This is a genomic window from Streptomyces sp. NPDC030809 (assembly GCF_055572195.1).
This window is the reverse complement of the sequence record NZ_JBVIDV010000037.1, coordinates 1-23931: the sequence shown is the minus strand read 5'-3', so window position 1 is coordinate 23931 and position 23931 is coordinate 1. Positions and strand designations below refer to the sequence as shown.

Genomic DNA, 23931 nt, shown 5'->3' with positions numbered 1-23931 from the left:
ATGCGGGGTCCACGCGGGGCTCGTCGGCGAGGGGCTGGGGCCGATCAAGCCCGGCCAGTGATTGATGTACGGGCCCGGGGCAACGCGCCCCCATCCCAGCCCCGCCGGCGTTTGAGGCGCCGGGCCCCATCCCAGCCTCGCCGGCGTTGAGGCGCGGGGGCCCGGGGGCGGAGCCCCCGAAGAGCCCAGCCCGAATCCCTGCGGGGCTTTCCCCTACCCGCCCCTTCCCGAACCGGGGCTCCGCCCCAGACCCCGCGCCTCAAACGCCGGCGAGGCTGGAAGTGTGCCCCGCGAGGCTGGAGTGTGCCCGGCGGGCCTGGAGGTTGCCCCGCGAGGCTGGAGCGTGCCCCGCCGGGGCCGAAGAGCACGTGCCCCGCCGGGGCCTGGAGGTGTGCCGCACGCGCCTCAAACGCCGGCGAGGCAGGCGTGGCCGCTCAGGCTCGTCGGGCCGCAGGCTCGGGCGTCAGGACCCGCTCCGCGCCCGCGTACACGTTCATCGACGCCCCGCGCAGGAAGCCCACCAGCGTGAGACCCGCCTCGGCGGCCAGGTCCACGGCCAGGGAGGACGGGGCGGAGACGGCGGCGAGGACGGGGATGCCCGCCATCACGGCCTTCTGGACCAGCTCGAACGAGGCCCGGCCGGAGACCATCAGCACGGTGGACCGCAGGGGCAGCCGCCCGTCCTGGAGGGCCCGGCCGACGATCTTGTCCACGGCGTTGTGCCGGCCCACGTCCTCGCGCACGTCGAGCAGGGTGCCGTCCGCGTCGAACAGCGCGGCGCCGTGCAGCCCGCCCGTGCTCTCGAACACCCGCTGGCCCTCGCGCAGCCGGTCCGGCAGCTCCGCCAGCAGCTCCGGGGTGACCCGTACCGGATCGGCCGCCAGATCCGGGAACCGGGTCGCCGTGCGCACCGCGTCCAGGCTCGCCTTCCCGCACAGCCCGCAGGAGGAGGTGGTGTACACGTTCCGTTCGAGGGTGACGTCCGGCACCGGGACCCCGGGGGCGAGGCGGACGTCGACCACGTTGTACGTGTTCGAGCCGTCCGCGGTGGCGCCCGCGCAGTAGACGACCGACCGGAGCTCCCCGGCCGCTCCGAGCACCCCTTCGCTGACGAGGAAGCCCGCGGCCAGCGCGAAGTCGTCCCCGGGGGTGCGCATGGTGATGGCGAGCGGCTTCCCGTTCAGCCGTATCTCCAGGGGCTCCTCGGCGACGAGGGTGTCCGGCCGCCGGCTGACCTTCCCGTCCCGGATCCGTACGACCGGGCGGCGCTCGGTGACCCGTCCCATAGTGCTCAGCCCACCCTCTTCTCAGGCACTCCCCGACCCCTCCATTGTCAGGTACGGCCCGGGTGCGGCCGACGGACCGCACGCCGTAGCGGAGTCCGCCGGTCCGCCGTGCCGAGGCGCTCCTCGGGAAGCTCCAAAGATGACCGGCCGAACCTGTGGGATCACATGCCCCTGTACCGGTCGGTAGCAGGCAAAGCTGGGTGGTCCTGTACTGCCGCACGAGGGGGTAAACCGCCCATGACGGGTTCACGTGTGATCGCGCTGGGTCACTACCAGCCCGCCAAGGTCCTCACCAACGCCGACCTCGCCGAACTCGTCGACACCAGCGACGAGTGGATCCGCAGCCGGGTCGGCATCAGGACGCGGCGGGTCGCCGGACCCGAGGACACGGTGGACGAGATGGCCGCGCAGGCCGCGGGCAAGGCCCTGGCCGGCGCCGGGCTCGCCCCCGCCGACATCGACCTGGTGCTCGTCGCCACCTCCACGGCCGTCGACCGCTCCCCGAACATGGCGGCCCGGGTCGCCGCCAAGCTCGGCATGGCCTCGCCCGCCGTCATGGACATCAACGTGGTCTGCTCCGGCTTCACCCACGCGCTGGCCACCGCCGACCACGCCATCCGGGCTGGCTCGGCCACCCGTGCGCTGGTCATCGGCTCGGACAAGATGACCGAGATCACCGACTGGACCGACCGCACCACCTGCGTGCTGACGGGCGACGGCGCGGGCGCCGCCGTGGTCGAGGCCTGCGCCGAGGACGAGGAGCCGGGCATCGGGCCCGTGCTGTGGGGCTCCGTGCCGGAGATGGGGCACGCGGTGCGCATCGAGGGCACCCCGCCGCGCTTCGCCCAGGAGGGCCAGTCCGTCTACCGGTGGACCACCGGCCAGCTGCCGCCGCTGGCCCGCAAGGTCTGCGAGCGGGCCGGAGTGGCCCCGGAGGACCTGGCCGCCGTGGTCCTGCACCAGGCCAACCTGCGCATCATCGAACCCCTCGCCCAGAAGATCGGCGCGGTCAACGCGGTGGTCGCCCGCGACGTGGTGGACTCCGGCAACACCTCCGCGGGCTCGATCCCCATGGCCCTGTCCAAGCTGGTCGAGCGCGGGGAGATCCCCTCCGGCGCCCCGGTCCTGCTCTTCGGCTTCGGCGGCAACCTCTCGTACGCCGGCCAGGTCATCCGCTGCCCGTAGCCGCCGCGCCCGCGGGTCGGCCCTGAGTCGGATCCCCGATTGGCCCTGAGTCGGACCCGCGGTTGGTCCCGCGGGCGGACGCGCGTCCCCCTCCGCGCCGGTGAGCATGGAGGGGAACCGCCCACTCGTCCCTCGGGAGCCCGCCCCATGAGCGCCGCCAAGAACATCGTCCTGACCATCGGCGGAGCCTTCGTCGCCATCGGCTTCGCCACCGCCGTGGCCGTGCCCGCCGCCCAGGACTGGATGGCGAACCGGCACCTGGAGAGCTCCTCGTACGCCACCGGCGCCGAGGCCAAGCAGGCCCGCGCCTCCGTACCGCGCTGGCTCCCGGACGACGCGAAGTCCGTCGAGTACGCGATGAAGACCACCGGTGGCGACCGCCTCCTCAAGGCCACCCTCGCCGACGGACGCCTCCCGGCCGGCTGCACCCCCGCCGCCTCGGACGCGAAGCCCGGCGGCGCCGCCCCGGCCCTCACGGCGGACTGGTTCCCCGAGGACGCCGAGGACCGCGCCACCGCCCGCTGCGGCATCTACCACGCGTACGTCGACGGCAGCACGCTCTACGGCTGGCAGCACGACCGGGAGTGGATCAGCGCGAACAAGACCGCGGCATCGAGCTGACCATCGGATATGTGGTTCGGCCCCACCCCGAACGCCTGGTATTGTTTTCCATGTCGCCGCGGGAGACCGGGGCCGACCACCTAGTCCGGGTGGCGGAATGGCAGACGCGCTAGCTTGAGGTGCTAGTGCCCTTTATCGGGCGTGGGGGTTCAAGTCCCCCCTCGGACACAGAGGAAGACCCCAGCTTCGGCTGGGGTCTTCTGCGTTTTCCGGCACCCGGTGCGTTCCCGCCGCCGATGGGGTGAGCCGGCGGGGCGCCGCGGCGGGGACCGCGGGTGCGCGGCGTACTGTCCGGGCGTGAGCGAAACGGGCGTGGGCGAAACGGGTCGGGCCGGAGCCGGGCAGGTCGTGGACGGGCCCGGGGCGCTGCGGGTGCTTGTGCTGGCGGGATCCTCCCGCGAGGGTTCCGTGAACGCGCGGCTGGCCGCGCTGGTCGCCGGGCAGGTGGAGCGCTCGGGTGCCGTGGCGGACCTCGCGCACATCCGCGAGTTCGAGATGCCCGTGTACGACGGGGACGCCGAGGCGGAGCACGGACCGCCCGAGGGGGCCGCCCTGCTCCGGGAGCGGCTGCTCGCCGCCCAGGCGCTGGTCATCGCCTCGCCCGAGTACAACGCCTCCGTGCCCGGGGTGCTGAAGAACGCGGTGGACTGGGTCTCCCGGTTCCGCCCGCAGCCCTTCAAGGACAAGCAGACCCTGCTCGTGTCCGCCTCGCCCTCCATGGTCGGCGGCAACCGCGGGCTGTGGGCGCTGCGCGTCCCGCTGGAGCACCTCGGGGCGCGGGTCTACCCGGACATGTTCAGCCTCGCCATGGCCCACGCCGCCTTCGGCGAGGACGGGGACCTCACTGATGCGGGGCTGCGCGAGCGGCTCGGGGCCACCGTCGACTCCTTCCTGGCCCTCGCCGAGGCGGACACCCGCTACCTGTGCCTGCAACGGCGCTGGTACGAGTTCCTGGGCGACGAGAGCAGCGCGGCCGTCACCCAGCGCGCCGAGGACTGACCCCCGCGCGGCCGGCGCCGAGCCCCCGCACCCGTGAGGGGCCCGGCCCCCGCGGGCCCTGCGGATCCCGGACCCGCCGGCTCACAGGGCCGCGCCCACCGCCACGAACCCGCAGATCAGCGCGAACAGGATGGCCAGCAGCGGCCACACGAACCGCAGGTACTTGTCGTAGCCGACCTTCGCCAGGGCCACACCGCCGATGGTCACGGCGGTGGTCGGCACCCACAGGTTCATCCAGCCGCTCGCCGCCTGCCAGGCGGTGACCACCACGGCCCGCGAGACCCCGGCGAAATCGGCCAGCGGCGCCAGGATCGGCATGGCGAGCGTGGCGTGGCCCGAGGTGGACGGGATCAGGAAGGCCAGCGGCAGGTTCACCAGGAAGACGATCACCGCGAACAGCCCCGACGAGGTGCCCTTCACCACGCCCTCGATGGAGTGCAGCACGGTGTCCGTCACCTTCGAGTTGTTCATGATCACCGTGACCCCGCGGGCCAGCAGGATCACCAGCGCCGGGGAGATGAAGTCCGCCGCGCCCTGGATGATCGTCGAGCTCAGCTTCTGCTCGCCCAGCCGCGCCACCAGGCCCACCAGCACCGCCGCCACCATGAACAGCGCGGCCAGCTGCGGGAAGGACCAGTCCAGCTCCCACCCGTACGGCTCCGCGTCCGCCTTGCCGGTCAGTGCGCTGGACCAGGGCACCACCGAGAAGATCATGAACGCGAAGACCAGCGCCAGCATGACCAGCACCGCCTTGTGCAGGCCGGTCAGCTCGGGTTCCTCCCCGGCCCCCGCCGCGGCCTGCTCGCGGTCCCCGGGCAGGAACCCGCAGATCGAGCGCGAGGGGTTCTTCTGCACCCGCTTCGCGTACCGGACCACGTACGCGATCGTGACCGCGGTCAGCACGATCCACATCACGAAGCGGAGCGCGATGCCGTCCCCGAGCGAGATGTCGGCGGCCGCCGAGGCCACCCCCGTCGCGAACGGGTTGACGGTCGAGCACAGCACACCGATGCCCGCGCCGAGGATGGAGGCGCCGACCGCGACCAGCCGGTCGTAGCCGAGCGCCAGCATCATCGGGACGAGCAGCCCGTAGAAGCCGAGGGTCTCCTCGGCGAAGCCCTCGACGGTGCCGAGCACCGAGAACGCCACCATCACACCCGCGATGAGCAGCGCCCCGCGTTCGCGCAGCCGGTGGGCCAGCCGGGCGATCCCGCGGTCCAGCGCCCCGGTGGCGAACACCACCGTGATGAACGCGCCGATGGCCAGCACGAACAGGAACACCCCGGCCGCGCCGTACAGGGAGCCCGTCAGATCCGGCCCGACCATGCCGGTCTTCTCGTCCTGGACCCCGTACAGGCCGTTGACCGGAGCGAGGAAGAGGTCGTTCAGCCGGTCGGTGAAGCCCTGCCCGGAGGGCACCCGGTGGTAGGTGCCCTGGACCGGGGCGCCGTTCTCGTTGCGGTCGTACTGCCCGGAGGGGATCAGGAAGGCCAGCGCCCAGACGGCGACGGTGACCACGGCGAGCACGGTCAGCGCGCTCGGGAAGGCGAACTTGCGGCCGCTGCCGCCCGGGCCCTCGGCCGGGAGGTCCTGCGGCTCCGGCGGGCCGGGGGGCGGGGGAGCGGCGGCCGGGCCGGCCGCGGGGCCCGTCATGCCGGACCGCCGTCGCGCGCCCCGAAATCCTCGGCGTACTCGCGTACGAAGGCGCAGAGCGCGACCACGGTGTTGCGCAGCTCGGAGAAGAGCACCCGCTCGTTGGGCGCGTGCAGGTTGCACATCCCGTCCTGGGCGCCGAACAGCAGCACCTCGGCGTGCGGCGCGGCCTTCGCCAAACCGTTGACCAGCGGAATCGATCCGCCGGTCGCCACATAGGAGGGTTTCTCCCCCCAGGCCTCGCGCAGCGCCCGCAGGGCCGCCTGGTACGCCGGACCGCCGGTCACCGCCTCGAACCCGGGGCCGGTGTCCCCGGGCACCACGGTCAGCGGCACCCCGAAGGGCCGCTGCGCCTCCAGGTGCGCCACGAGGGCCGCCCGGGCCTCGACGGGGTCCTGGAGCGGGTGGAAGCGCAGGTTCAGCTTGGCCTTGGCGTACGGGACCACCGCGGAGGCGGCATGGGCCGTGGGCGGGGCGTCCAGGCCGATCACCGTGACGGCCGGGCCGCTCCACAGGCGCTCGCCGAGGGAGCCGGTGCCGGTCAGCGGCATGCCGTCGAGGACCGAGGCCAGCGAGCGGAACTCCGCCTCGGTGTACGTGGTCCCCGTCCACGGCTCGCGGCGCAGCCCGGGCACCGCCACGTCGCCGTGCTCGTCGTGCAGGGTGGCCAGGGCCCGCAGCAGCACCAGCAGGGCGTCGGGGGCGGCCCCGCCGAACTCCCCGCTGTGCCGGGGCTCGGCGAGGGTGCGCACCTCCACGGTGACCTCGCAGGCGCCGCGCAGACCGGTGGTCAGGGTGGGGGTGCCGGGCCGCAGGTTGCCGAGGTCGGCGACGACCACCGCGTCGCAGGCGAAGCGGTCGGGGTCGGTGGGCGGGTAGGTGTCGAAGGCGCTGCCGTACTCCTCCTGGCCCTCGATCACGATCTTGAGGCCGACGGGCGGGCGGCCGCCGTACGCGCGGACCAGGCCGAGCAGGGCGATCACGTTCGACTTGTCGTCCGCGACCCCGCGGGCCCGCAGCCCGGCGGAGTCCCCGGAGCCGATCGCGGTGGGCTCGAAGGGCGGGGACCGCCACAGGCTCACGTCGCCGGGGGGCTGCACGTCGTAGTGCGCGTACAGGAGCACCGTCGGGGCCCCGGGGGCGGGCGGCGGGATCTCCGCGAAGACGGCGGGCGCGGTGTCCGGCAGGTCGAGGCGGGTCACTTCGGGCACCCCGGCCTCGCGGAACAGCCGTGCCACCAGGTCGTGCGCCTCCTGCACGGGCTCGGGCGGGAACCCGGGGAAGGCGATCGAGGGGATGGCCGTGAGGCGTTCCAGATCGGCCCGCAGACCGTCCATCAGGCCGTCGACCCTGGCTTCCAGTTCCACGCCGTACCGTCCTCGGGGTCCGTGAGCTGCGGGTGCGGTCATCGCGCGGGATCTCGCGCGGCGCAGCTGTCCTTGGGGTCCTGGGTGCCTTGGGCGCGCCCCAGGTGTCCTTGGGCCGAGTCTGGGCCGGGCGGGGGCGGGGCGCCCCGCTGGACTGGCCCGGCCGGGTGACGGGAGCGGCGGGCGCCCCGTGTCGAAACCGGGCCTTGATCGTTTCTTCTCCGGGAGCCACCACGCCGTGGTGCGCCGGAGCGGACGGGGAGGACACGCGGTGGACGGATGGCGCCATCTCGCCGGAGCCGGCATCGCGGCCGTGCTCGCGCCGCTCGCGGCGGGTGCCGGGACGGCCGCGGCGGCCGAACCCCCGGCCGGCAGTCCGGCCGGCTGGTCCACGCCCGATGCCGGGGTCTGCTTCACGGGGCCGGAGGACGGCTCCGGCCGGCGCCGCCTGGCCGTGTGGGCGCACCGCGGCGAGGGGGCCGGGGGCCGCTGGGAGGGCGCCGTCATGGAGGCGGACGCCGAGGCGGGACCGCGGACCCTGACGGCCTGGTCGGTGCCCGGCCGGGGCACGGCGGGTGCCGGGTCCGGGCCCGCCGGGCGGCCCGGACCGGCGGTGCCGGCCGCTGCGTACGGCGCAGCCGGTACCGGCGGGCCGTACCCGCACGGCGTGCGGGGTGCCGGGTGTCCGGCCGCCGCGCCGCCCGTCCGGCCGGCGCCCGCGCCGCAGGTCGTACCGCCGGAGCCGGGGCCGCGGCCGCCGCAGCCCCCGGTCCCGCCCGAGGTGCGGCCGCCCCGCGCCGTGCGGCCGGCCGCCCCCGCGCCGGCCGAGCCGCAGGCGCCCCCCGCGGCCCCGCCGCCCGTACCGGCCCCGGTCCCGGCGGTCCTGCCCCCGGCGCCGGAGCCCGCGCCGGAGCCGGCCGCGGCGCCGCCCGCCCCGGCACCGCCCGCGCCCCGCGTGCGGCCGGTGGCGGCGGAGCCCGCGGCCTTCCGCGTACGGCCGTACCGCTCGGCGGTGGTGCGCAGCCCCCGCACCGGCGGTCTGTCGACGATGACCCTGATGCTCGTCGTCACCACCCCCGCCGTGCTCGCCGCCGCCACCCTGCGGCCGCGCTCGAAGAGCCGCGGCTCCTCCTGACGCGGTGTACGTCTCGTTCCGCTTCCTCAGCCCGATCCCTCTCGGAGTTCCCCCGTGTCCCAATGGCTGGTCCTGGCCCTGACCATCGCGCTCGCCTGCGCGCTCGTCCTGTTCTTCACGACCCTGCGGCACCGCAGGGTGTCGGAGGACGAGGACACCAGTGAGACCCCGGACGTCATCGAGTACATGACGATGATGGTCGGCGTGGTCTACGCGATCGTGCTGGGACTGGCCATCGCCGGGGTCTGGGAGGCCCGCGGTGCGGCCGAGGACAACGTGCGGCGGGAGGCGCAGGCCCTGTACGAGGTCACCCAGCGGGCCGATGTCTACCCGGCGGCGGTCCGCGACCGGATCCGCGGGGAGGTGGACGCGTACGTCACGCACACCGTCGCCGTCGACTGGCCGCGCATGGCGGACGACAAGCCGCCGACCGGGAAGGGGACCGAGCTCCTGGGGCGGCTGCGCAGCGACGTCACCCACCAGGCCCCCGCCAACGAGCTCCAGGCGCAGGCCTACCAGCCGCTGCTGGACCAGATCGCCACCGCGGACGACGCCCGCCACGCGCGCACGCAGAGCGATGCGACCACGCTGCCGGGGGTGGTCTGGTTCGGCCTGCTGACGGGTGCGCTGGTGACCGTCGGGCTGATCTTCACCCTCCAGATCCGGCGCTCGGGGCGGGAGCTGCTGCTCGCGGGCCTGTTCAGCGGGCTGATCGTGTTCCTGCTGTTCCTGGTGTGGAGCTTCGACGCACCGTTCGGCCGGGACGGGATCGATTCGGCGGCCCCGTTCGCGGACCTCTTCCCGGCCGCCGCCCAGGCGGCCGCGGCCCGCTGAGCCCGTACCCGCAGCCGTACCCCTACCCGTACCCCTACCCCTACCCGTACGCGCCCCCGCACTGCTGCCCGCCCGGGACCCCGGCCCGACTCACGCCTCGGCCGGGGTCTCGGCGTCCGCGCGGTGTGTCTCCGGCTGGATACCAGCGCTCATGAAGCGGAGTTCGGACGCAGTGAGCGGGGGCTCGGTCAGTGGGGGCAACTGCGGTCCGCGCAGGGCGTGCCACAGGACTCTGGGCCGGACCAGCGTGGTCAGCGGGGCCGACAGGGTCATCACCTCCGTCAGCGCCGTCGCCACGTGGAAGTCCCCGGTCGCCGTCAGCACCAGCCGGTCGACGTAGCGCGCAAGGAGCCGATCGGCCAAGGTCGGGGTCTTGCCGGTCACCCCCGGGTAGAAGATGTCCTGCCCGGTGGCCAGCCCCCAGGCCACCGACACCGGGAGGGCCACGGCCCGCTGGACCCGGCGCGCCAGCCCCGGTGCGCGCAGCCGGCCGGTCCGCGGACCCGGCTCCGCGTCCAGCGCGTCACGCAGCGCCCGGGCGGACTGGGCGGCCACCGACATGCCGTGTCCGTAGACCGGGTTGTAGGAGGCGACCGCGTCTCCCACGACGAGGAAGCCCTCGGGCCAGACCCGGGCCTTTTCGTAGAAGCGCCGCCGGTTGGCCGTGTTGGCGAAGGTGGTGACCCCGGTCAGCGGCCGCGCGTAGGCCAGCAGCTCGGCCACCAGCGGGTGCCGGGCCGCACGCGCGTACTCCTCGAAGGCATCCGCATCGCCGGTCGGCTGGGCACCCCGGGTGCCGATGAGCGTCACCAGCCAGCGCCCGCCCTCGACCGGCAGCAGGGTCACGGCCTTGCCCGGCAGCCGCGCAGTGGCCACCGACTGCACGTTGACGACGGGGAACTCCTCGGTCCCGGCCGGGGCCTGGTACATGCGGCTGGCATAAACGAGGCCGGAGTCCACCACCTCTTCGCGCACGGCCGGCAGGCCGGCCTCCCGAAGCCACTGCGGCGCCTGGCTCGCACGGCCGCTGGCCTCCACGACGAGGGCGGCCGTGAGCTCCCGGGCGGGACCGTCGTGGGGGCTGATGCGGACGCCTGTGATCCGACCGGCATCGCCGAGCAGGCCCCGTACGCGCGTCTGCTGGAGCACGTGCACGTGGGGCAGGCTCGTCACCAGGTCGCGAACCACCCAGTCGAGCAGCTGGCGGGTGCAGGCGATCAGGTGGTGGGTGGGCCGCCAGCGCCGGTACCAGCCGCCGGGGGAGAAGGCCACCATGCCCGCGGTCAGCGGGACCCGTCGGGCGCCCGCGGCGAGCAGCCTGTCGGTGATCCCCGGCAGCAGGTCCTCCATCGCATCGGCGCCGCCACACCACAGAACGTGGGCGTGTCGGCCCTGGGGCAGGAAGGCGCGCGGTTCGGGCCCGGTGGGCAGCGAGTCGCGTTCGACGATGGTGACCCTGCCGGTGTACGGGGCCAGTGCAGCGGCCGTGAGCATGCCGGCCAGGCCGCCGCCGATGACTACGGCCCCGCCACCCGGCACCGGTTCCGCCCCTTGCGGCAGGGGTGGCTTCTCCTGGGGCTGCGCTTCACTCATGGATGGCCGCTTTCGTGCTGGCCGCCCGGCGGCGGACCTCTTCGACGATGTGGGACCGCAAGGCGAGGGAGATCATCTCCAGATCGCGGTTCCCCTCTGGGGCATCCGGCGTGTACGCGTCGGCCGCTCCGATGACCTTCTCCTCCGGGTCGGCGGCGCGCGCCGCGACCGCCGCCGCAATCATGGCGGCCTCGGCGGCCGCGGCCGCCGGCGCGAGCTCGGCTCCCGAGGCGAGGACCGAGGCGCGGACCCGGTCGCGCAGGGCACGGTCGAAGTACGGGTCGAGGTGCAGCAGGCCGTCGTGGATGTCGGCCATGCGCTGAAGGACCCGCAGGTCCGGGGAGGACCACCAGGAGATCCGTACCAGGCGGGCTCCGTGCGGCATGACCGGCCGCAGTTCGCGCCACAGGGGGCCCAGATGCCGGTACGTGGCCCAGGTGCGCCAGTCGGCCGACAGCCGCTGCACCACGAGCGGCAGCACGAAGCCGGTGCCGATGAGCAGGGCGGAAAGGGAGGCGACGGGCGGGGCGACCCGGGTGCTGAGGAAGTCGAGGTCCTCGCCGAACCACCGGGCGATCACGGCGGTGAACTTCGCGGCGTCGAAGACGAGGTTCAGGATGAACCCGGCCACCATCAGCATGAGCCCGTGCCGCAACGATCCCGAGACGTGCAGGGACCAGCGGCGGCACAGGACGGTCATCACCACGGCTGCCACGGTGTGCGCGACCAGGTACACCAGGATCATCTCGCGGATGAAGGGTGTGTTCGCGTAGTAGGTGTCGAGGTCGACGAGCCGCTCGACGGGGGCGTCGCCGAGTGCGAAGAGCACGATCAGCGCCACGATCACCGTGGCGTACGCCCCGAAGCACAGCCGGGAGGCCCGCCGCGTGCGGTCCTCGGGACCGCCCCGCCAGTTGATGAGCAGCAGCAGGCATGATGCGCTGAACGCCGTCAGGATGCAGTACACCAGCGGGGCCGAGATGTTCGGCACCCCGGTGATGCGGTTGACCTCCGAGATGGTCGGGGGCGCGGCGAAGAAGAAGACCGAGCTGGCCACCAGCAGCAGGATGCTGACGGCCCGTACGAGCGGGTCGCGCCAGTCGCGCATGAGGCCGGGCAGCTTGCAGGCGAACGCGACCACCAGCACGCCGGCAGGTATGTAGAAATCGAGACCTTTCAAGGGTGCACTCAGCCTCGCGGACCGCGGTAACCGAGTGAGGCCTCGATGCGCCCGGCGAGCTTGTCGCGCTCGGTGGGGGCCCGGCCGGCCGAGCCGGCCAGCCAGGAGCGGCACTTGCTGCCCAGGAGGAGGCCGAAGGTCTCCGCCTCGGTCTCCTCCGAGACGTCGGCCCGGGTGCGGGCGGCCACGCTGCGGACCGTCTCGCTCAGGTCCGCCTCGTCGGACAGCAGGCGGGCGGCCACGGCCGCGCCGTCCACGTGGTGGCTGCAGTGCCCGGCCTTCATGTGCCACAGCTCGTGGCCGAGGATCACCAGCTGGTGGTCCGGGGCCGTGCGCTCCTCGATGACCACGAGGTCGCGGTCGGCCATGTCGAGCCACAGGCCGCTGGCCGTCCCGGGCGGGAACGAGGCCATGCGGAACTGCACGGGGCGCCCGCGGTGCCGGCTCATGCCCGCGCACAGCGCGGCGTAGAGGTCCGCGGGTTCCGCGGGAGCGGGCAGCCGGATTCCGGCCACGAGCTCCCCGCACAGCCGCCGCTGCTCTCTGCCTATGCTCACCGTTCTCCCCGTCGGAGCGGACCCGGATCATGAACTCTGCAACGCACTCTCGGGACCCACCCTCTCCCTGTTCAGGTGTCGGTGGGTTTGACGCTTTCCAGCAGCATGTCCAGCCACTCCGTGACCTTGTCCCGGTGTTTGTCGCTGGGCAGTTGCGCGGCTCGCCAGGCGATCCCGCGCACCCCGTGGTCCTGGAGGAGCCGGGCCAGCGGATCGTCCGCGGCGGGGGGCTCCGCCGGTACGGTCTCCCGTTCGCGGCCCGCGAAGTCCTGGAGCAGCTGCTGCTCGGTGCGCTGGAGGGCGTCGGTGAGGGCGTCGGCGTCGTGTGCCGTCAGGAAGCCGGCGTGCACCCCGAAGAACCGCTGGATCGCGTCGCAGTGCTCCATGGTCGGGCGGCGGTCGCCGTTGATCAGGGCGCCCGCCTGCTGCCGGGACATGCCCGCTCCGTCGGCGATCTCCTGCTGCGTGTACCGGCGGCCGTTGGGCTTGACGCGGGTGCGCCGCAGCAGGTCGAGCCGCTGGAGGAAGCGGGCCTGGAGGTCGGGTTCGCCGGCCGGACGGCCGTCGAGGAGGGCCCGGACCACGTCCGCGGGCACCCCCGAGGCGTCCGAAAGTCGCCTGAGGTCGAAGACCTCGCTCTGGGACCGTCCGAGTTTGCCCGCGAGTTCGGCGACGCGCGCGGCAGTGGCCGCCAGAGGTCCGGTGGCCACTGGGACGGTTGCCTGGAAGCCGTCTGTCACCAGTGGTTCTCCTAGATCACGCGAGGTTGGTACGGGCACGCGGTTGGCCTCTGGAGGCTAACCGCTTCCCCGCCGTACGGCTAGAACTTGCCACAGCTGTGGCGCGAATGAGGTGTCAACGGGCTGGAATTGCCACAATAGTTGACACTGTCTTGCCGTCGGTAGCAGGATCGCCACACGGAAATGAAGATCGCAGACCGTGAGAAGGGGGAGCTCCCGGTGTCACATCTCGCAGCCGTGGGCCCATCCGAGGCCCTCGCGCGGTCCGGCCAGGAGCGCCTGGCGGGCGAAGAGCCCGTACGCGGAGCCGTCCGGTCGGAGCGCCGCAAGGCACTCCTGCGGCAGCGCCGCGAAGAGCTCGGCCTCAGCCAGGAAGACGTGGCCGCCCGCCTCGGCATCAGCGTCCGCGCCTACGGAAACTGGGAACGCGGCCTGGTCAAGGAGTGGAACGACCGCAAGCTCCTCGCCCTCGCACAGGCCCTGGAAATGAGCGAACGCCAGCGGTTCTGGCTGTTCCGGGTGCTCGTGGACCGCGACCCGCCCCAGTCCTGGCGGCCCGCCGAGGACAGCCGGCTCCCCGAGGACCCCGTGCAGCGCGACTACCTGCGCGACTACGCGGCCGTCATGGAATCCGTCCCGTACCCCTCCTTCCTGGTCGACCGCCGCTGGGACGTCGCGCTCACCAACTCCGCCTTCGACCAGCTCTTCCAGACCGTCCGGCCGCACCCCACGGCGCTGCCCGACGACAACTTCCTGCGCTTCGTGCTCTTCCACCCCGACGCGGCCGCGGTCCTGGAAGACCACGAGCCCGCCTGGTGCGTCCCCCTGCTCGCCCGGTTCGCCGCCACCCTGGCCGCGGACCCCGAGGACCAGGGCCTGCGCAGCATCCGCCAGGACATCGCGCACGACCCCTTCATGGAGGCCGCGTACCGGTACGGCGTCCCGCACTGGCTCGCCGCCAACGGGCCCGACGCGGCCCGCGAGGACGGCGCCGTGCTCGCCGTCCGCCACCCCGACCCGCGCTGGGGCGCCACCCGCTGCCGGGTGCTGGCCGAATCGGGCCCGCTCCTCGACGCCATGGGCCTGACCAGGATCACCTTCGTGCTCTCCGCCCCCCAGGGCGGCCCGGCCGGGGTCCCCGTGGGCGGCCCCGGCGCCACCCCCGTCCCCACCGCCCCGCGGCTGCGCGCCGTGCCCCCGCTGGCGGACTGAAGCCGGGCCATGCCACAGCTGTGGCACGGATCCGGCCGCCGCCGATGCCACAGCTGTGGCACCGGCCGCGACCGCACCCGTACCCCGCGGCCGTCGGCGAGACTGTGCCGAGCACGGTGGCACCGCACCGTGCCGGGCGAAAGGGCGGACCGCACGTGAAACTGACGATCCTCGGCGGCGGCGGATTCCGGGTGCCGCTGGTCTACGGGGCCCTGCTCGGCGACCACGCCGAGGGCCGCGTCGACCGGGTCGCCCTCTACGACCGCGATCCGGCCAGGCTGGCCGCCATCGCCCGGGTCCTCGCGGAACAGGCCGAGGGGATCCCCGACGCCCCCCGGGTCACGGCCACCGAGGACCTGGACGAGGCCCTGCTCGGGGCCGACTTCGTCTTCTCCGCCATCCGGGTCGGCGGACTCGACGGACGCGCCGCCGACGAGGCCATCGCCCTCGGCGAAGGAGTGCTCGGCCAGGAGACCACCGGCGCGGGCGGCATCGCGTTCGGACTGCGGACCGTGCCCGTGGCCCGGGAACTCGCCCGCCGCATCGCCCGGGTGGCCCCCGAGGCCTGGGTCATCAACTTCACCAATCCGGCCGGGCTGGTCACCGAGGCCATGGCCGGACTCCTCGGCGACCGGGTCATCGGCATCTGCGACTCCCCGGTCGGCCTCGGCCGCCGCATCGCCCGCCTGCTCGGCGCCGACCCCGCGAAGGCCCGCATCGACTACGCCGGCCTCAACCACCTCGGCTGGGTGCGCGGGCTGTGGGTCGACGGCCGCGACGAACTGCCCCGCCTGCTGGCCGACCCGGAGCTGCTCGGATCCTTCGAGGAGGGCCGCCTCTTCGGGGCGGACTGGCTCCGCTCCCTGGGCGCGATCCCGAACGAGTACCTCCACTACTACTACTTCAACCGCGAGGCGGTCCGCGCGTACCGGGAGGCCGGGCAGACCCGCGGGGCCTTCCTGCGCGACCAGCAGGCCCGGTTCTACGCCGAGGCCGCCGAGCCCGGCACCAAGGCGCTGGCCGCCTGGGACCGCACCCGCGCCGAGCGGGAGGCCACGTACATGGCCGAGAACCGCGAGGCGGCGGGGGCCGGCGAGCGCGAGGAGGCCGACCTGGAGTCCGGCGGCTACGAGCAGGTGGCCCTCGCCCTGATGCGGGCCATCGCCCGGGACGAGCGGACCACCCTGATCCTCAACGTCCGCAACCGCGGCACCCTCGCCCTGCTCGACGAGGACGCCGTGATCGAGGTGCCCTGCCGGGTCGGCCGGGACGGGGCCCGGCCCGAGCCCGCCGACCCGCTGCCGGGCCACGCCGCCGGGCTGGTCACCTCGGTGAAGGCCGTCGAACGGGAGGTGCTCGACGCGGCCGAGAGCGGTTCGCGCAGCACCGCGGTCAAGGCCTTCGCCCTGCACCCGCTGGTGGACTCGGTCGCGGTGGCCCGCCGGCTCGTCGACGCGTACACGGCGGCCCATCCAGGGCTGGCGTACCTGCGCTGACGGCGCCTGCGCCGGCGTCCGTACGCCGACGTACGTGCGGCGACGTACGGCGGGCGGCCCGGTCGGGGGCGCTGCGGTCAGGGGGCCGCGGCGCCCTGACCGGGTCCTCCGTACGGCCCAGTGCCGCATGCGGTGCTCACCCGTCCGTGTGAGGGTCCAGGTGTGACCACAGTCTCCGGGACCCGCACCGGGCCGGCCCCCGCCGGCGGGCCCGCGCCGCCGCCCGTCCTGGACCGGCGGCGGCGCAACGTGGTGTTCGGCACCATCATGCTCGGCGTGCTGCTGGCCGCCCTCGACCAGACCATCGTCGGCACCGCCCTGCCCACGATCGTGGCGGACCTCGGCGGCGCGGAGCACATGTCCTGGGTCGTCACCTCGTACCTGCTGGCCGAGACCGTGGCCACCGTGCTGGTCGGCAAGTTCGGCGACCTCTTCGGGCGGAAGGTCATCTTCCAGATCTCCGCGGTCGTCTTCATCACCGGATCGTTCCTCTGCGGCCTGTCCGCCAACATGACCCTCCTGATCGTGTGGCGCGGGCTCCAGGGCATCGGCGCCGGCGGCCTCATGGTCACCTCCATGGCCCTGATCGCCGACGTGGTGCCCCTGCGCGAACGCGGCAAGTACCAGGGCGCGATCGGGGCCGTGTTCGGCGTGGCCACCGTCATCGGGCCGCTGCTCGGAGGGCTGTTCACCGACCACCTCAGCTGGCGCTGGGCCTTCTACGTCAACGTGCCGGTCGCGGTCCTCGTCGTGGCCGCCGCCGCCCGCACCATCCCCGCCGTACGCTCCGCCGCCCGCCCCGCCATCGACTACCTCGGCATCGCCCTGGTCGCCCTGGGCTCCAGCGCCCTGATCCTCGCCACCAGCTGGGGCGGCAACGAGTACGCCTGGGGCTCGGGCACCGTCATCGGGCTGTTCGCCGGCGGTCTCCTCGCCCTCGCCCTGTTCTGCCTGGCCGAGACCCGGGCCGCCGAACCGATGCTCCCCATGCGGCTGTTCCGCAACCCGGTCTTCACCGTCTGCTCGGTCCTCAGCTTCGTCGTCGGCTTCGCCATGCTCGGCGCGATGACCTTCCTGCCGACCTACCTCCAGTACGTGGACGGGGATTCGGCCACCGTCTCCGGCGTACGCACCCTCCCGCTGGTCATCGGCCTGCTGATCGCCTCCGTCTTCAGCGGCAACGTCACGAGCAAGACCGGCCGCTACCGGGTCTTCCCCATCGCCGGCTGCCTGGTCATGGGGCTCGGCCTCCACCTGCTCTCGCTGATGGGCCCGGGCACGGGCGCCTGGCCGGAATCGCTGTACATGTTCGTGCTCGGCGCCGGCATCGGCCTGTGCATGCAGGTCCTCACCATCGCCGTGCAGAACACCGTCGAGTACGCGGACCTCGGCACCGCCACCTCCGGGGTCACCTTCTTCCGCACCCTCGGCAGCTCCTTCGGCACCGCCGTCTTCGGCACCATCTACGGCAACACGCTGCGGCCCCGGCTCGCGGAAGGGGTCGCCGAGGCGGCCCGGGCCACCGGCACCGATCCGGCCGTGCTCGGCCGGGCCGCCGGCAGCCCCCAGGGCGTGCACGGGCTCACCCCCGAACAGGCCGGGCCGGTCATCGCGGCCTACGCGGACACCCTCCAGACGGTGTTCCGGTGGACCGTGCCGGTGGCCGCGGTCGGCTTCCTCGTGGCCCTGTTCCTCAAGCAGGTGCGGCTGCGCGACAGCGCCCGGGCCGGCTCCACGGACATGGGCGAGGGCTTCGCCTCCCCGGTCGCCACCGGGGACTCCGCCAAGCTGCTCGAACTGGCCGTGGCCAAGCTCGTACGGGGCATGGGCCCGGACCAGGCCCGGGCCATCGTGGCCGGATCCGACACGCGGCTGGACATGGCGGGCGCCTGGGCCGTGATGCAGGTGGACCTCATGACCCGCACGGTGGGGCACGCGAGCCTCGGTCTGATCGCGGCCCGCCGCGCCCTGCCGCCCGAGGTGCTGGTCCCGGTCTTCGACCGGATGGTCGAGGAGGGCTTCCTCACCCGCCAGAACGGCTACTTCGCGCACACGGCGGCGGGCGAGCGCGAGGCCCGGACCATCTCGGAGGCATGGGCCGAGTGGCTCTCCGACCAGCTGGAGAAGGACCGCGGCCGCCCGCGCAGCGCCGAACTCCGCGCCGCAGCCGACGCCATCGCCAAGCGCCTCCTCGCAGAAGACCTCACCGACGGCGGCTTCGGCCCGCGGCTGCGCGCGGCGGCGGGCACGGGGGGCAGGTCCGGGGGCTGACGGCGTGGCGGCCGTGGGGCGCGGGCGGTGCGGTACGGCGTACGGGCGGGGGTGTCGCGTGCGGGCCGCGGGTACGGCAAGGGCTGTACGGCAAGGGCTGCCGGGTACGGCGTACGGTCGCGGGGTACGGCGTACGGGCGGTGGCCGGGCTCAGGGCCCCGCGACCGGGTACGTGTGCGAAGGGACCCGGGACAGGTCCAGCCGCAGGTCCGGGCGCCAGGCCTGGAGCACCGTGGCGGAGGGCCCGTACAGCCCGGCCGGGATCCGCTCCGGCTCGAACCAGCACCAGCGCACGATCTTGTCGGGCTCCGTGACCTCCGGCCGGCCGGTCGCCGAACCGGTCACCACGGCCGCCGTCAGCCTGGTCACCCCGGCCTTGGCGCCGACGAGCACCGCGAGCACCCGGATCCCGGCCGGGTCGGCGACCAGCGAGGTCTCCTCGGCCAGTTCGCGCGCGGCGGCCTCCTCGAAGCCCTCGCCCGGATCGGTCTTGCCGCCCGGCAGCTCCCAGCGCCCGTCGTGGGCCTGCCCGAGCAGCACCCGCCCGTCGGACCCGACCACGACCACCCCGACCCCGACCACCGCATTGGCCGCGGGCCGCGCCCGCTCCGGCCGCTCCGCCCCGGATCCGCCGGCGGTGGGGACGGACTGTGCGCACATGGGAGAACCTCCGCTCGGACGGGACCCCGATCCTCGCACGCCCGTCAGCCCGCCCGCGGCACCCGGGGTGCCGGCCTCAACCGCGGGGCCGGCGACAACCGGGGTGCCCGGCGCTACTTTCCCTTCGTGCCGAGCACCTCGGCGAGGTCGTAGCGCACGACCTCCTCCAGTTGGGCGTACGTGCAGGACTCCGGGGTGCGGTCGGGGCGGGGGCGTTTGAACTGGGCCGTGTGGCGGAAGCGGTCGCCCTCCATGTGGTCGTAGCCGACCTCGATGACCAGTTCCGGGCGGAGCGGCACCCACGAGAGGTCCTTCTTGCCGGACCAGCGGCTCGTCGCCCCCGGCAGCCGGGCGGTCTCGTGGGCGGTCTCGTCGGCCCACGCGCCCCAGGGGTGCTCGGCGAGGGCGTCCGGGGGCATCCGCAGCGGTTCCAGTTCCGCCACCAGCTCGGCCCGGCGCTTCATCGGGAAGGCCGCGCAGACGCCGACGTGCTGGAGGGTGCCCTGCGCGTCGTACAGGCCGAGGAGGAGGGAGCCCACCACCGGGCCGGACTTGTGGAAGCGGTACCCGGCCACCACCACGTCGGCGGTCCGCTCGTGCTTGATCTTGTACATCAGCCGGGCGTCCGGCCGGTACGGGAGGTCCAGCGGCTTGGCGACCACCCCGTCCAGCCCGGCCCCCTCGTACGCCGAGAACCACTCCTCGGCGAGGGCGGGATCGGTCGTGGCGGGGGCCAGGTGCACCGGCGGCCGGGCCCCGCGCAGGGCCTCGACGAGGGCGGCGCGGCGCTCGGCGAGCGGGGTGTCGAGCAGCGCCGCGTCCCCGAGGGCCAGCAGGTCGAAGGCCACGAAGGCGGCCGGGGTGCGCTCGGCGAGCGTCGCCACCCGGGAGGCCGCGGGATGGATGCGCTCGGTGAGCCGGTCGAAGTCCAGCCGGCCGCCGTAGACGATGACGATCTCGCCGTCCACGACGCAGCGCTCGGGCAGGTTCTCCCGCAGGGCCGCCACCAGCTCGGGAAAGTACCTGGTCAGCGGCTTTCCGGTGCGGCTGCCGAGGACGATCTCCGGGCCGTCGCGGTGCACGATCGCCCGGAACCCGTCCCATTTGGCCTCGTACTGCATCCCCGGCGGGATCCGCGCCACGGACTTGGCCAGCATCGGCTTCACGGGCGGCATCACGGGGAGATCCATGGCTCGATTCTGCGGGGCGCCGGGCCGGACCGCCCGGCGGCGCGGCGCCCTCCCGGTGTGCGGGCGGCGCGGTGCGCGCCTACCGTGGCGCACATGGGTACTGCGCGTACTGCGGTGGAACTGGACGCCGGCGGGCGGACGGTACGGCTGTCCAGCCCGGAGAAGGTGTACTTCCCCGAGCGGGGGCTGACCAAGCTGGACGTGGCGCAGTACTACCTGGCGGTGGCCGACGGGATCACCCGCGCGCTGCGGAACCGGCCCACCACCCTGGAGCGCTACCCCGACGGGGTGACCGGCGAGTCCTTCTTCCAGAAGCGGGCCCCGAAGAACCTGCCGGACTGGATCCCCACCGCGCACATCGAGTTCCCCAGCGGCCGCAGCGCCGACGAGATCTGTCCCACCGAGCCGGCCGCCGTGCTGTGGGCCGCGAACCTGGGCTGCCTGACCTTCCACCCGTGGCCGGTGCGCCGCGAGGACACCGACCGGCCCGACGAGCTGCGCATCGACCTGGACCCGCAGCCGGGTACGGACTACCACGACGCGGTGGCCGCCGCCCACGAACTGCGGGGGCTGCTGGACGAGCTCGGGCTGCGCGGCTGGCCGAAGACCTCCGGCGGGCGCGGTCTGCACGTCTTCGTGCCGATCGAGCCGCGCTGGACCTTCACGGAGGTACGGCGCTGCGCGATCGCGCTGGGCCGCGAGCTGGAGCGGCGGATGCCGGGCCGGGTCACCACGGCCTGGTGGAAGGAGGAGCGCGGGGAGCGGATCTTCGTCGACTACAACCAGACGGCCCGGGACCGCACCATCGCCTCCGCCTACTCGATCCGCCCGCGCCCGCACGCCCCCGTGTCGGCCCCGCTGCGCTGGGACGAGGTGGACTCCGCGGAACCGCGCGACTTCGACATCGTGACCATGCCGGCCCGGTACGCCGAACTCGGCGACGTCCATGCCGACATGGACGAGCACGCCTTCAGCCTGGACGCCGTCCTGGAGCTGGCCGACAACGATCGCGATGCGCGCGGCCTGGGCGACATGCCGTATCCGCCCGACTATCCGAAGATGCCGGGCGAGCCGAAGCGGGTGCAGCCGAGCCGGGCGAAGCACGAGGACTGAGGGCGCGCGGGGGACGGGCGTGGGGGAGGAGGGGGCGTCCGGGTGTTCGGACGCTGCCGCCTCCTGAGCTCAAAACAACACGAACGATCGTGCTAACATCTCGGCGTTCCGAAGGTTCCGCCCCGTCGGGCGCGCCTTCGCCGTCCCGAGGAGATCCGGAGAACCGGGCATGCACCCCATGGCTTCACTCCTGAGCGCCACCCTCAACATCGGCTCCGCCGTCGCGCCGCGGCTCGCCGGGCGCGCCGCCTTCGCCCTCTTCGTCCGGCCGCTCGGCAGGGCCCGGCTGAGGCCCGAGGAGGCGGACCTGTTCGCCCGGGCCCGGCGCGGACGCATCGAGGTGGACGGCGTGGCCGTCACCACCTACCAATGGGGGGACGGCCCACGGCCCGTGCTGGTGGTGCACGGCTGGTCCTCGCGCGCCTCGCGCTTCTCCGGCTTCGTGCAGGGCCTGCTGGAGGAGGGGCACAGTGTGGTCTCCTTCGACGCGCCGGGTCACGGGGAGTCCGCCGGGCGGGCCACCAACATCCGCCAGATGCGCGACGCCATCCGGCAACTGCACGCCCGGCACGGGGACTTCGGTGCCGTGCTGGCCCACTCCATCGGGGTGCTCGCCACCTTCTTCTCGCTGCGCGACGGGGTCCGTGCGGACCGCATCGCCGCCCTCGGCGGGGTGGCCGAATTCGACCACCTCGTACGCCGGTTCAGCGCCATGCTCGGGCTGCGGGGGCGGGTGGGCAGGGTGCTGCGCGGGCACATAGAGCGGAAGGTCTTCGCCGGCGAGCCCGGCATCTGGCCGCGGCTGGAGGCCACGTACCGGCCCGAGGAGGTCCCCGGGCCCGTCCTGCTCGTCCACGATGCCGACGACGACGTGGCCGCACCCGCCCAGTCCCGCCTGATCGCCGCCGCGTACGGGGACCGGGCCCGGCTGGTCGAGACCCGCGGTCTCGGCCACCGGCGCATCCTGCACGACCCGGAAGTCATCGCCTGCGCGGTGGAGTTCCTGACCGGGGGTCCGCGTCCGGGCGGGGTGGGTCCGGCGGGTCCGGCCTCGGGGGCCTCGGCCGCGGCTGGGGGCCGCTCGACCCCGGCTCCGGTCTCGGCTTCGGCTTCGGTCCCGGCTCCGGCTTCGGCTTCGGGTTCGGTCCTGGCCGCGGAGGAGGTTGCGCGATGACCGCTTCCCCTCCCGCGTCGGCGTCGCCCGTTCCGGACGGGGCGGCTGCCGCCGGTTCCGCGCCCGCCGCCGGATCCGCCGCCGCGCCGGCCGCCATGGCCGCTGCACCCACCGCCCGTTCCGGGCGGATCCTGGTGCTGTCCTGCGCTGTCACCTTCCTCGCCTTCCTCGATTCCACCGTCGTCAACGTCGCCTTCCCCGACCTGCGGGCGGCCTTCCCCGGGGTGCCGGCCGCCCGGCTGACCTGGGTGGTCAGCGCCTACGCCGTGTTCTTCGCGGCCTTCCTCGCGGCCGGCGGCAGGCTCGCCGACACCCTCGGCCGGCGCACCCTCTTCCTCGGCTCCGCCCTCGCCTTCACGGCCACCTCGCTCGCCGCGAGTGCCGCGCCCAGTGCCGAACTGCTCGTCCTCGCACGGGCCTTGCAGGGGGTGGCGGCTGCCGGGCTGATCCCGGCCGCCCTCGGCCTGGTGCTCGGCCACACCCCGCCCGCGCGGCGGGCCGCGGCCCTCGGCGCCTGGGGTGCCGCGGGCGGACTGGCCGCCGCCGTCGGCCCCACCCTGGGCGGGCTGCTCGTCGAGGCCTGGGACTGGCGGGCGATCTTCCTCGTGAACGTGCCCCTCGGGGTGGTCCTCTGGTACGCCGCCGTACGGGCCGTCCCGCCGGACCCGCCGGCCGTGCGGGTGCTGCCCGACCCGCTCGGGACAGCCGCCCTCGCCCTCGGGATCGGGGGAGTGGTGGCCGGGCTCAGCCAGGGCGAGGAATGGGGCTGGAGCGCGCCGTCGGTGCTCGGGCTGCTGGGCGGCGGGGCGCTGTTCACGGCGACCGCGGTGCTGCGCTCGCGCCGGCACCCGGCTCCGGCGGTGGAACTGGGTCTGCTGCGCAACCCGCTGTTCGCCCGGGCCTGCCTGGGCGCGGCGCTGTTCGGCGCCGCGATGTACGCCTGGCTGCTCGCCGGGCCGCTGTTCCTGGCCGTGCACTGGGGCTGGCCGGTGCTCAAGGCGGGGCTGGGGGTGACCCCGGGGGCGTTCATGGCGATGGCGGGGGCCCTGGTGACCGGCCGGCGGGTGCCGGCGGACCGGCAGTGGGCGGCGGTCGCGGTGGGCGGGCTCCTCTTCGCCGTGAACGGGGCGGTGCTGGCGCTGTGGGCCGAGCGGTCGGACGCGTACGCGCAGGTGTTCCTGCCCGCGGGACTGCTCGGCGGGCTGGGCATCGGGACGGCCCTCACGGGCCTGTCGACGGCGGCGTCGGCGACGCTGCCGCCGGACCGCTTTGCGGCGGGTACGGGGCTGCTCATGACGGCCCGTCAGTGTGGCGGGGCGCTCGGGGTGGCGGCCACGGCGGCCCTCCTCGGGGCGGACCTCGGCGGCTACTCGCGGGTGTGCCTCTTCTGCGCCGTCACGGCTGTCGCCTCGGCGGCGGTCGCCCGAGCGCTGCGCGCCCCGTCCCCCGCCCCCCACTGACCCCGCCCCACGTCCGCCCGCGCCCGGCCGTGCCCCCGCCCGACCCCTTCCCGCTCCGCGGCTGGCCCCCTCTCCCCGTGCCCCGCGCGGCCCGCGGCTGCCCACCGGGCGGGGGCAAAATCCAGCCTCGCCGGCGTTTGAGGCGCGGGGTTTGGGGCGGAGCCCCAAGGCAACCCGGCTGGCGCCGGGCAGGGGGGGGGGGGGG

At 74.4% G+C, this 23931-nt stretch carries 20 protein-coding genes and 1 tRNA gene; 12 read left to right on the top strand and 9 right to left on the bottom strand.

Features of this window, described 5'->3' with window-relative positions; translation table 11 throughout:
- Positions 1–434: 434 nt before the first annotated feature.
- Positions 435–1286, bottom strand: a complete 852-nt coding sequence (gene fdhD / locus ACZ407_RS33130; protein WP_468134898.1) for a formate dehydrogenase accessory sulfurtransferase FdhD — start codon at positions 1284–1286, stop codon at positions 435–437.
- Between the two features lie 237 nt (positions 1287–1523).
- On the opposite strand from fdhD, the gene ACZ407_RS33125 reads away from it, so the two are divergent.
- The 4 genes from ACZ407_RS33125 (at position 1524) to ACZ407_RS33110 (ending at position 4091) form a co-directional block, all read left to right on the top strand.
- On the top strand, positions 1524–2471 hold the full coding sequence (locus ACZ407_RS33125; protein WP_468134896.1) for a beta-ketoacyl-ACP synthase III: 948 nt from the start codon (positions 1524–1526) through the stop codon (positions 2469–2471).
- 147 nt (positions 2472–2618) lie between these two features.
- Positions 2619–3092 (top strand): hypothetical protein, encoded by a 474-nt coding sequence (locus ACZ407_RS33120; protein WP_468134894.1) that lies wholly within the window; start codon positions 2619–2621, stop codon positions 3090–3092.
- Positions 3093–3175: 83 nt separating this feature from the next.
- Positions 3176–3260, top strand: a tRNA-Leu gene (locus tag ACZ407_RS33115).
- 198 nt (positions 3261–3458) lie between these two features.
- The gene (locus tag ACZ407_RS33110; protein WP_468134950.1) at positions 3459–4091 is read left to right on the top strand and encodes an NADPH-dependent FMN reductase; all 633 of its coding nucleotides are present in this window, start codon (positions 3459–3461) and stop codon (positions 4089–4091) included.
- Between the two features lie 81 nt (positions 4092–4172).
- Here the strand turns inward: ACZ407_RS33110 and ACZ407_RS33105 are convergent, their stop codons facing one another.
- Entirely contained in the window at positions 4173–5744 is a 1572-nt protein-coding gene (locus ACZ407_RS33105) for a YfcC family protein (RefSeq protein WP_468134892.1), read from the bottom strand.
- Positions 5741–7153 carry a M20/M25/M40 family metallo-hydrolase gene (locus ACZ407_RS33100; RefSeq protein ID WP_468134890.1) on the bottom strand — a complete coding sequence of 471 codons (1413 nt, stop codon included), beginning with the start codon at positions 7151–7153 and terminating at the stop codon, positions 5741–5743. The genes ACZ407_RS33105 and ACZ407_RS33100 overlap by 4 nt, the downstream gene beginning before the upstream one ends.
- Positions 7154–7382: 229 nt before the next feature.
- On the opposite strand from ACZ407_RS33100, the gene ACZ407_RS33095 reads away from it, so the two are divergent.
- Both ACZ407_RS33095 and ACZ407_RS33090 read left to right on the top strand, forming a co-directional pair.
- Positions 7383–8246: a hypothetical protein gene (locus ACZ407_RS33095; RefSeq protein WP_468134888.1), complete on the top strand. Its 864-nt coding sequence runs from the start codon at positions 7383–7385 to the stop codon at positions 8244–8246.
- A 54-nt stretch (positions 8247–8300) separates the two neighbouring features.
- A complete protein-coding gene (locus tag ACZ407_RS33090; RefSeq protein WP_468134886.1) occupies positions 8301–9080 on the top strand; it encodes a bestrophin-like domain in 780 nt (259 codons plus the stop codon).
- 90 nt (positions 9081–9170) lie between these two features.
- On the opposite strand, the gene ACZ407_RS33085 is transcribed toward ACZ407_RS33090, so the two are convergent.
- The 4 genes from ACZ407_RS33085 to ACZ407_RS33070 all read right to left on the bottom strand — a co-directional run bounded on the left by ACZ407_RS33085 (position 9171) and on the right by ACZ407_RS33070 (position 13150).
- Positions 9171–10673, bottom strand: a complete 1503-nt coding sequence (locus tag ACZ407_RS33085) for an NAD(P)/FAD-dependent oxidoreductase (protein ID WP_468134884.1) — start codon at positions 10671–10673, stop codon at positions 9171–9173.
- Positions 10666–11853 (bottom strand): MAB_1171c family putative transporter, encoded by a 1188-nt coding sequence (locus ACZ407_RS33080; RefSeq protein WP_468134882.1) that lies wholly within the window; start codon positions 11851–11853, stop codon positions 10666–10668. Before ACZ407_RS33080 ends, ACZ407_RS33085 begins: the two co-directional genes overlap by 8 nt.
- Before the next feature lie 8 nt (positions 11854–11861).
- A complete protein-coding gene (locus tag ACZ407_RS33075; protein WP_468134880.1) occupies positions 11862–12410 on the bottom strand; it encodes a toxin-antitoxin system, toxin component in 549 nt (182 codons plus the stop codon).
- Positions 12411–12481: 71 nt separating this feature from the next.
- Positions 12482–13150: a helix-turn-helix domain-containing protein gene (locus tag ACZ407_RS33070; protein WP_468134878.1), complete on the bottom strand. Its 669-nt coding sequence runs from the start codon at positions 13148–13150 to the stop codon at positions 12482–12484.
- A gap of 219 nt (positions 13151–13369) precedes the next feature.
- Here ACZ407_RS33070 and ACZ407_RS33065 point away from each other — a divergent pair, with 219 nt between their 5' ends.
- The 3 genes from ACZ407_RS33065 (at position 13370) to ACZ407_RS33055 (ending at position 18129) form a co-directional block, all read left to right on the top strand.
- Positions 13370–14362 carry a helix-turn-helix domain-containing protein gene (locus tag ACZ407_RS33065; RefSeq protein WP_468134876.1) on the top strand — a complete coding sequence of 331 codons (993 nt, stop codon included), beginning with the start codon at positions 13370–13372 and terminating at the stop codon, positions 14360–14362.
- A gap of 155 nt (positions 14363–14517) precedes the next feature.
- A complete protein-coding gene (locus ACZ407_RS33060; RefSeq protein WP_468134874.1) occupies positions 14518–15858 on the top strand; it encodes a 6-phospho-beta-glucosidase in 1341 nt (446 codons plus the stop codon).
- Positions 15859–16020: 162 nt separating this feature from the next.
- On the top strand, positions 16021–18129 hold the full coding sequence (locus tag ACZ407_RS33055) for an MDR family MFS transporter (RefSeq protein WP_468134872.1): 2109 nt from the start codon (positions 16021–16023) through the stop codon (positions 18127–18129).
- Positions 18130–18279: 150 nt separating this feature from the next.
- Here ACZ407_RS33055 and ACZ407_RS33050 read toward each other — a convergent pair whose 3' ends face one another.
- Together ACZ407_RS33050 and ACZ407_RS33045 are read right to left on the bottom strand one after the other, a co-directional pair.
- Positions 18280–18789: an NUDIX domain-containing protein gene (locus ACZ407_RS33050; protein ID WP_468134870.1), complete on the bottom strand. Its 510-nt coding sequence runs from the start codon at positions 18787–18789 to the stop codon at positions 18280–18282.
- A gap of 113 nt (positions 18790–18902) precedes the next feature.
- Positions 18903–19979, bottom strand: coding sequence for an ATP-dependent DNA ligase (locus ACZ407_RS33045; protein ID WP_468134869.1), 1077 nt, complete (start codon positions 19977–19979; stop codon positions 18903–18905).
- A 93-nt stretch (positions 19980–20072) separates the two neighbouring features.
- Here ACZ407_RS33045 and ligD point away from each other — a divergent pair, with 93 nt between their 5' ends.
- The 3 genes from ligD to ACZ407_RS33030 all read left to right on the top strand — a co-directional run bounded on the left by ligD (position 20073) and on the right by ACZ407_RS33030 (position 23726).
- A complete protein-coding gene (gene ligD, locus ACZ407_RS33040) occupies positions 20073–21092 on the top strand; it encodes a non-homologous end-joining DNA ligase (protein WP_468134868.1) in 1020 nt (339 codons plus the stop codon).
- A 178-nt stretch (positions 21093–21270) separates the two neighbouring features.
- The gene (locus ACZ407_RS33035) at positions 21271–22266 is read left to right on the top strand and encodes an alpha/beta fold hydrolase (RefSeq protein ID WP_468134867.1); all 996 of its coding nucleotides are present in this window, start codon (positions 21271–21273) and stop codon (positions 22264–22266) included.
- Positions 22263–23726 (top strand): MFS transporter, encoded by a 1464-nt coding sequence (locus ACZ407_RS33030; RefSeq protein WP_468134865.1) that lies wholly within the window; start codon positions 22263–22265, stop codon positions 23724–23726. Before ACZ407_RS33035 ends, ACZ407_RS33030 begins: the two co-directional genes overlap by 4 nt.
- Positions 23727–23931: the final 205 nt, after the last annotated feature.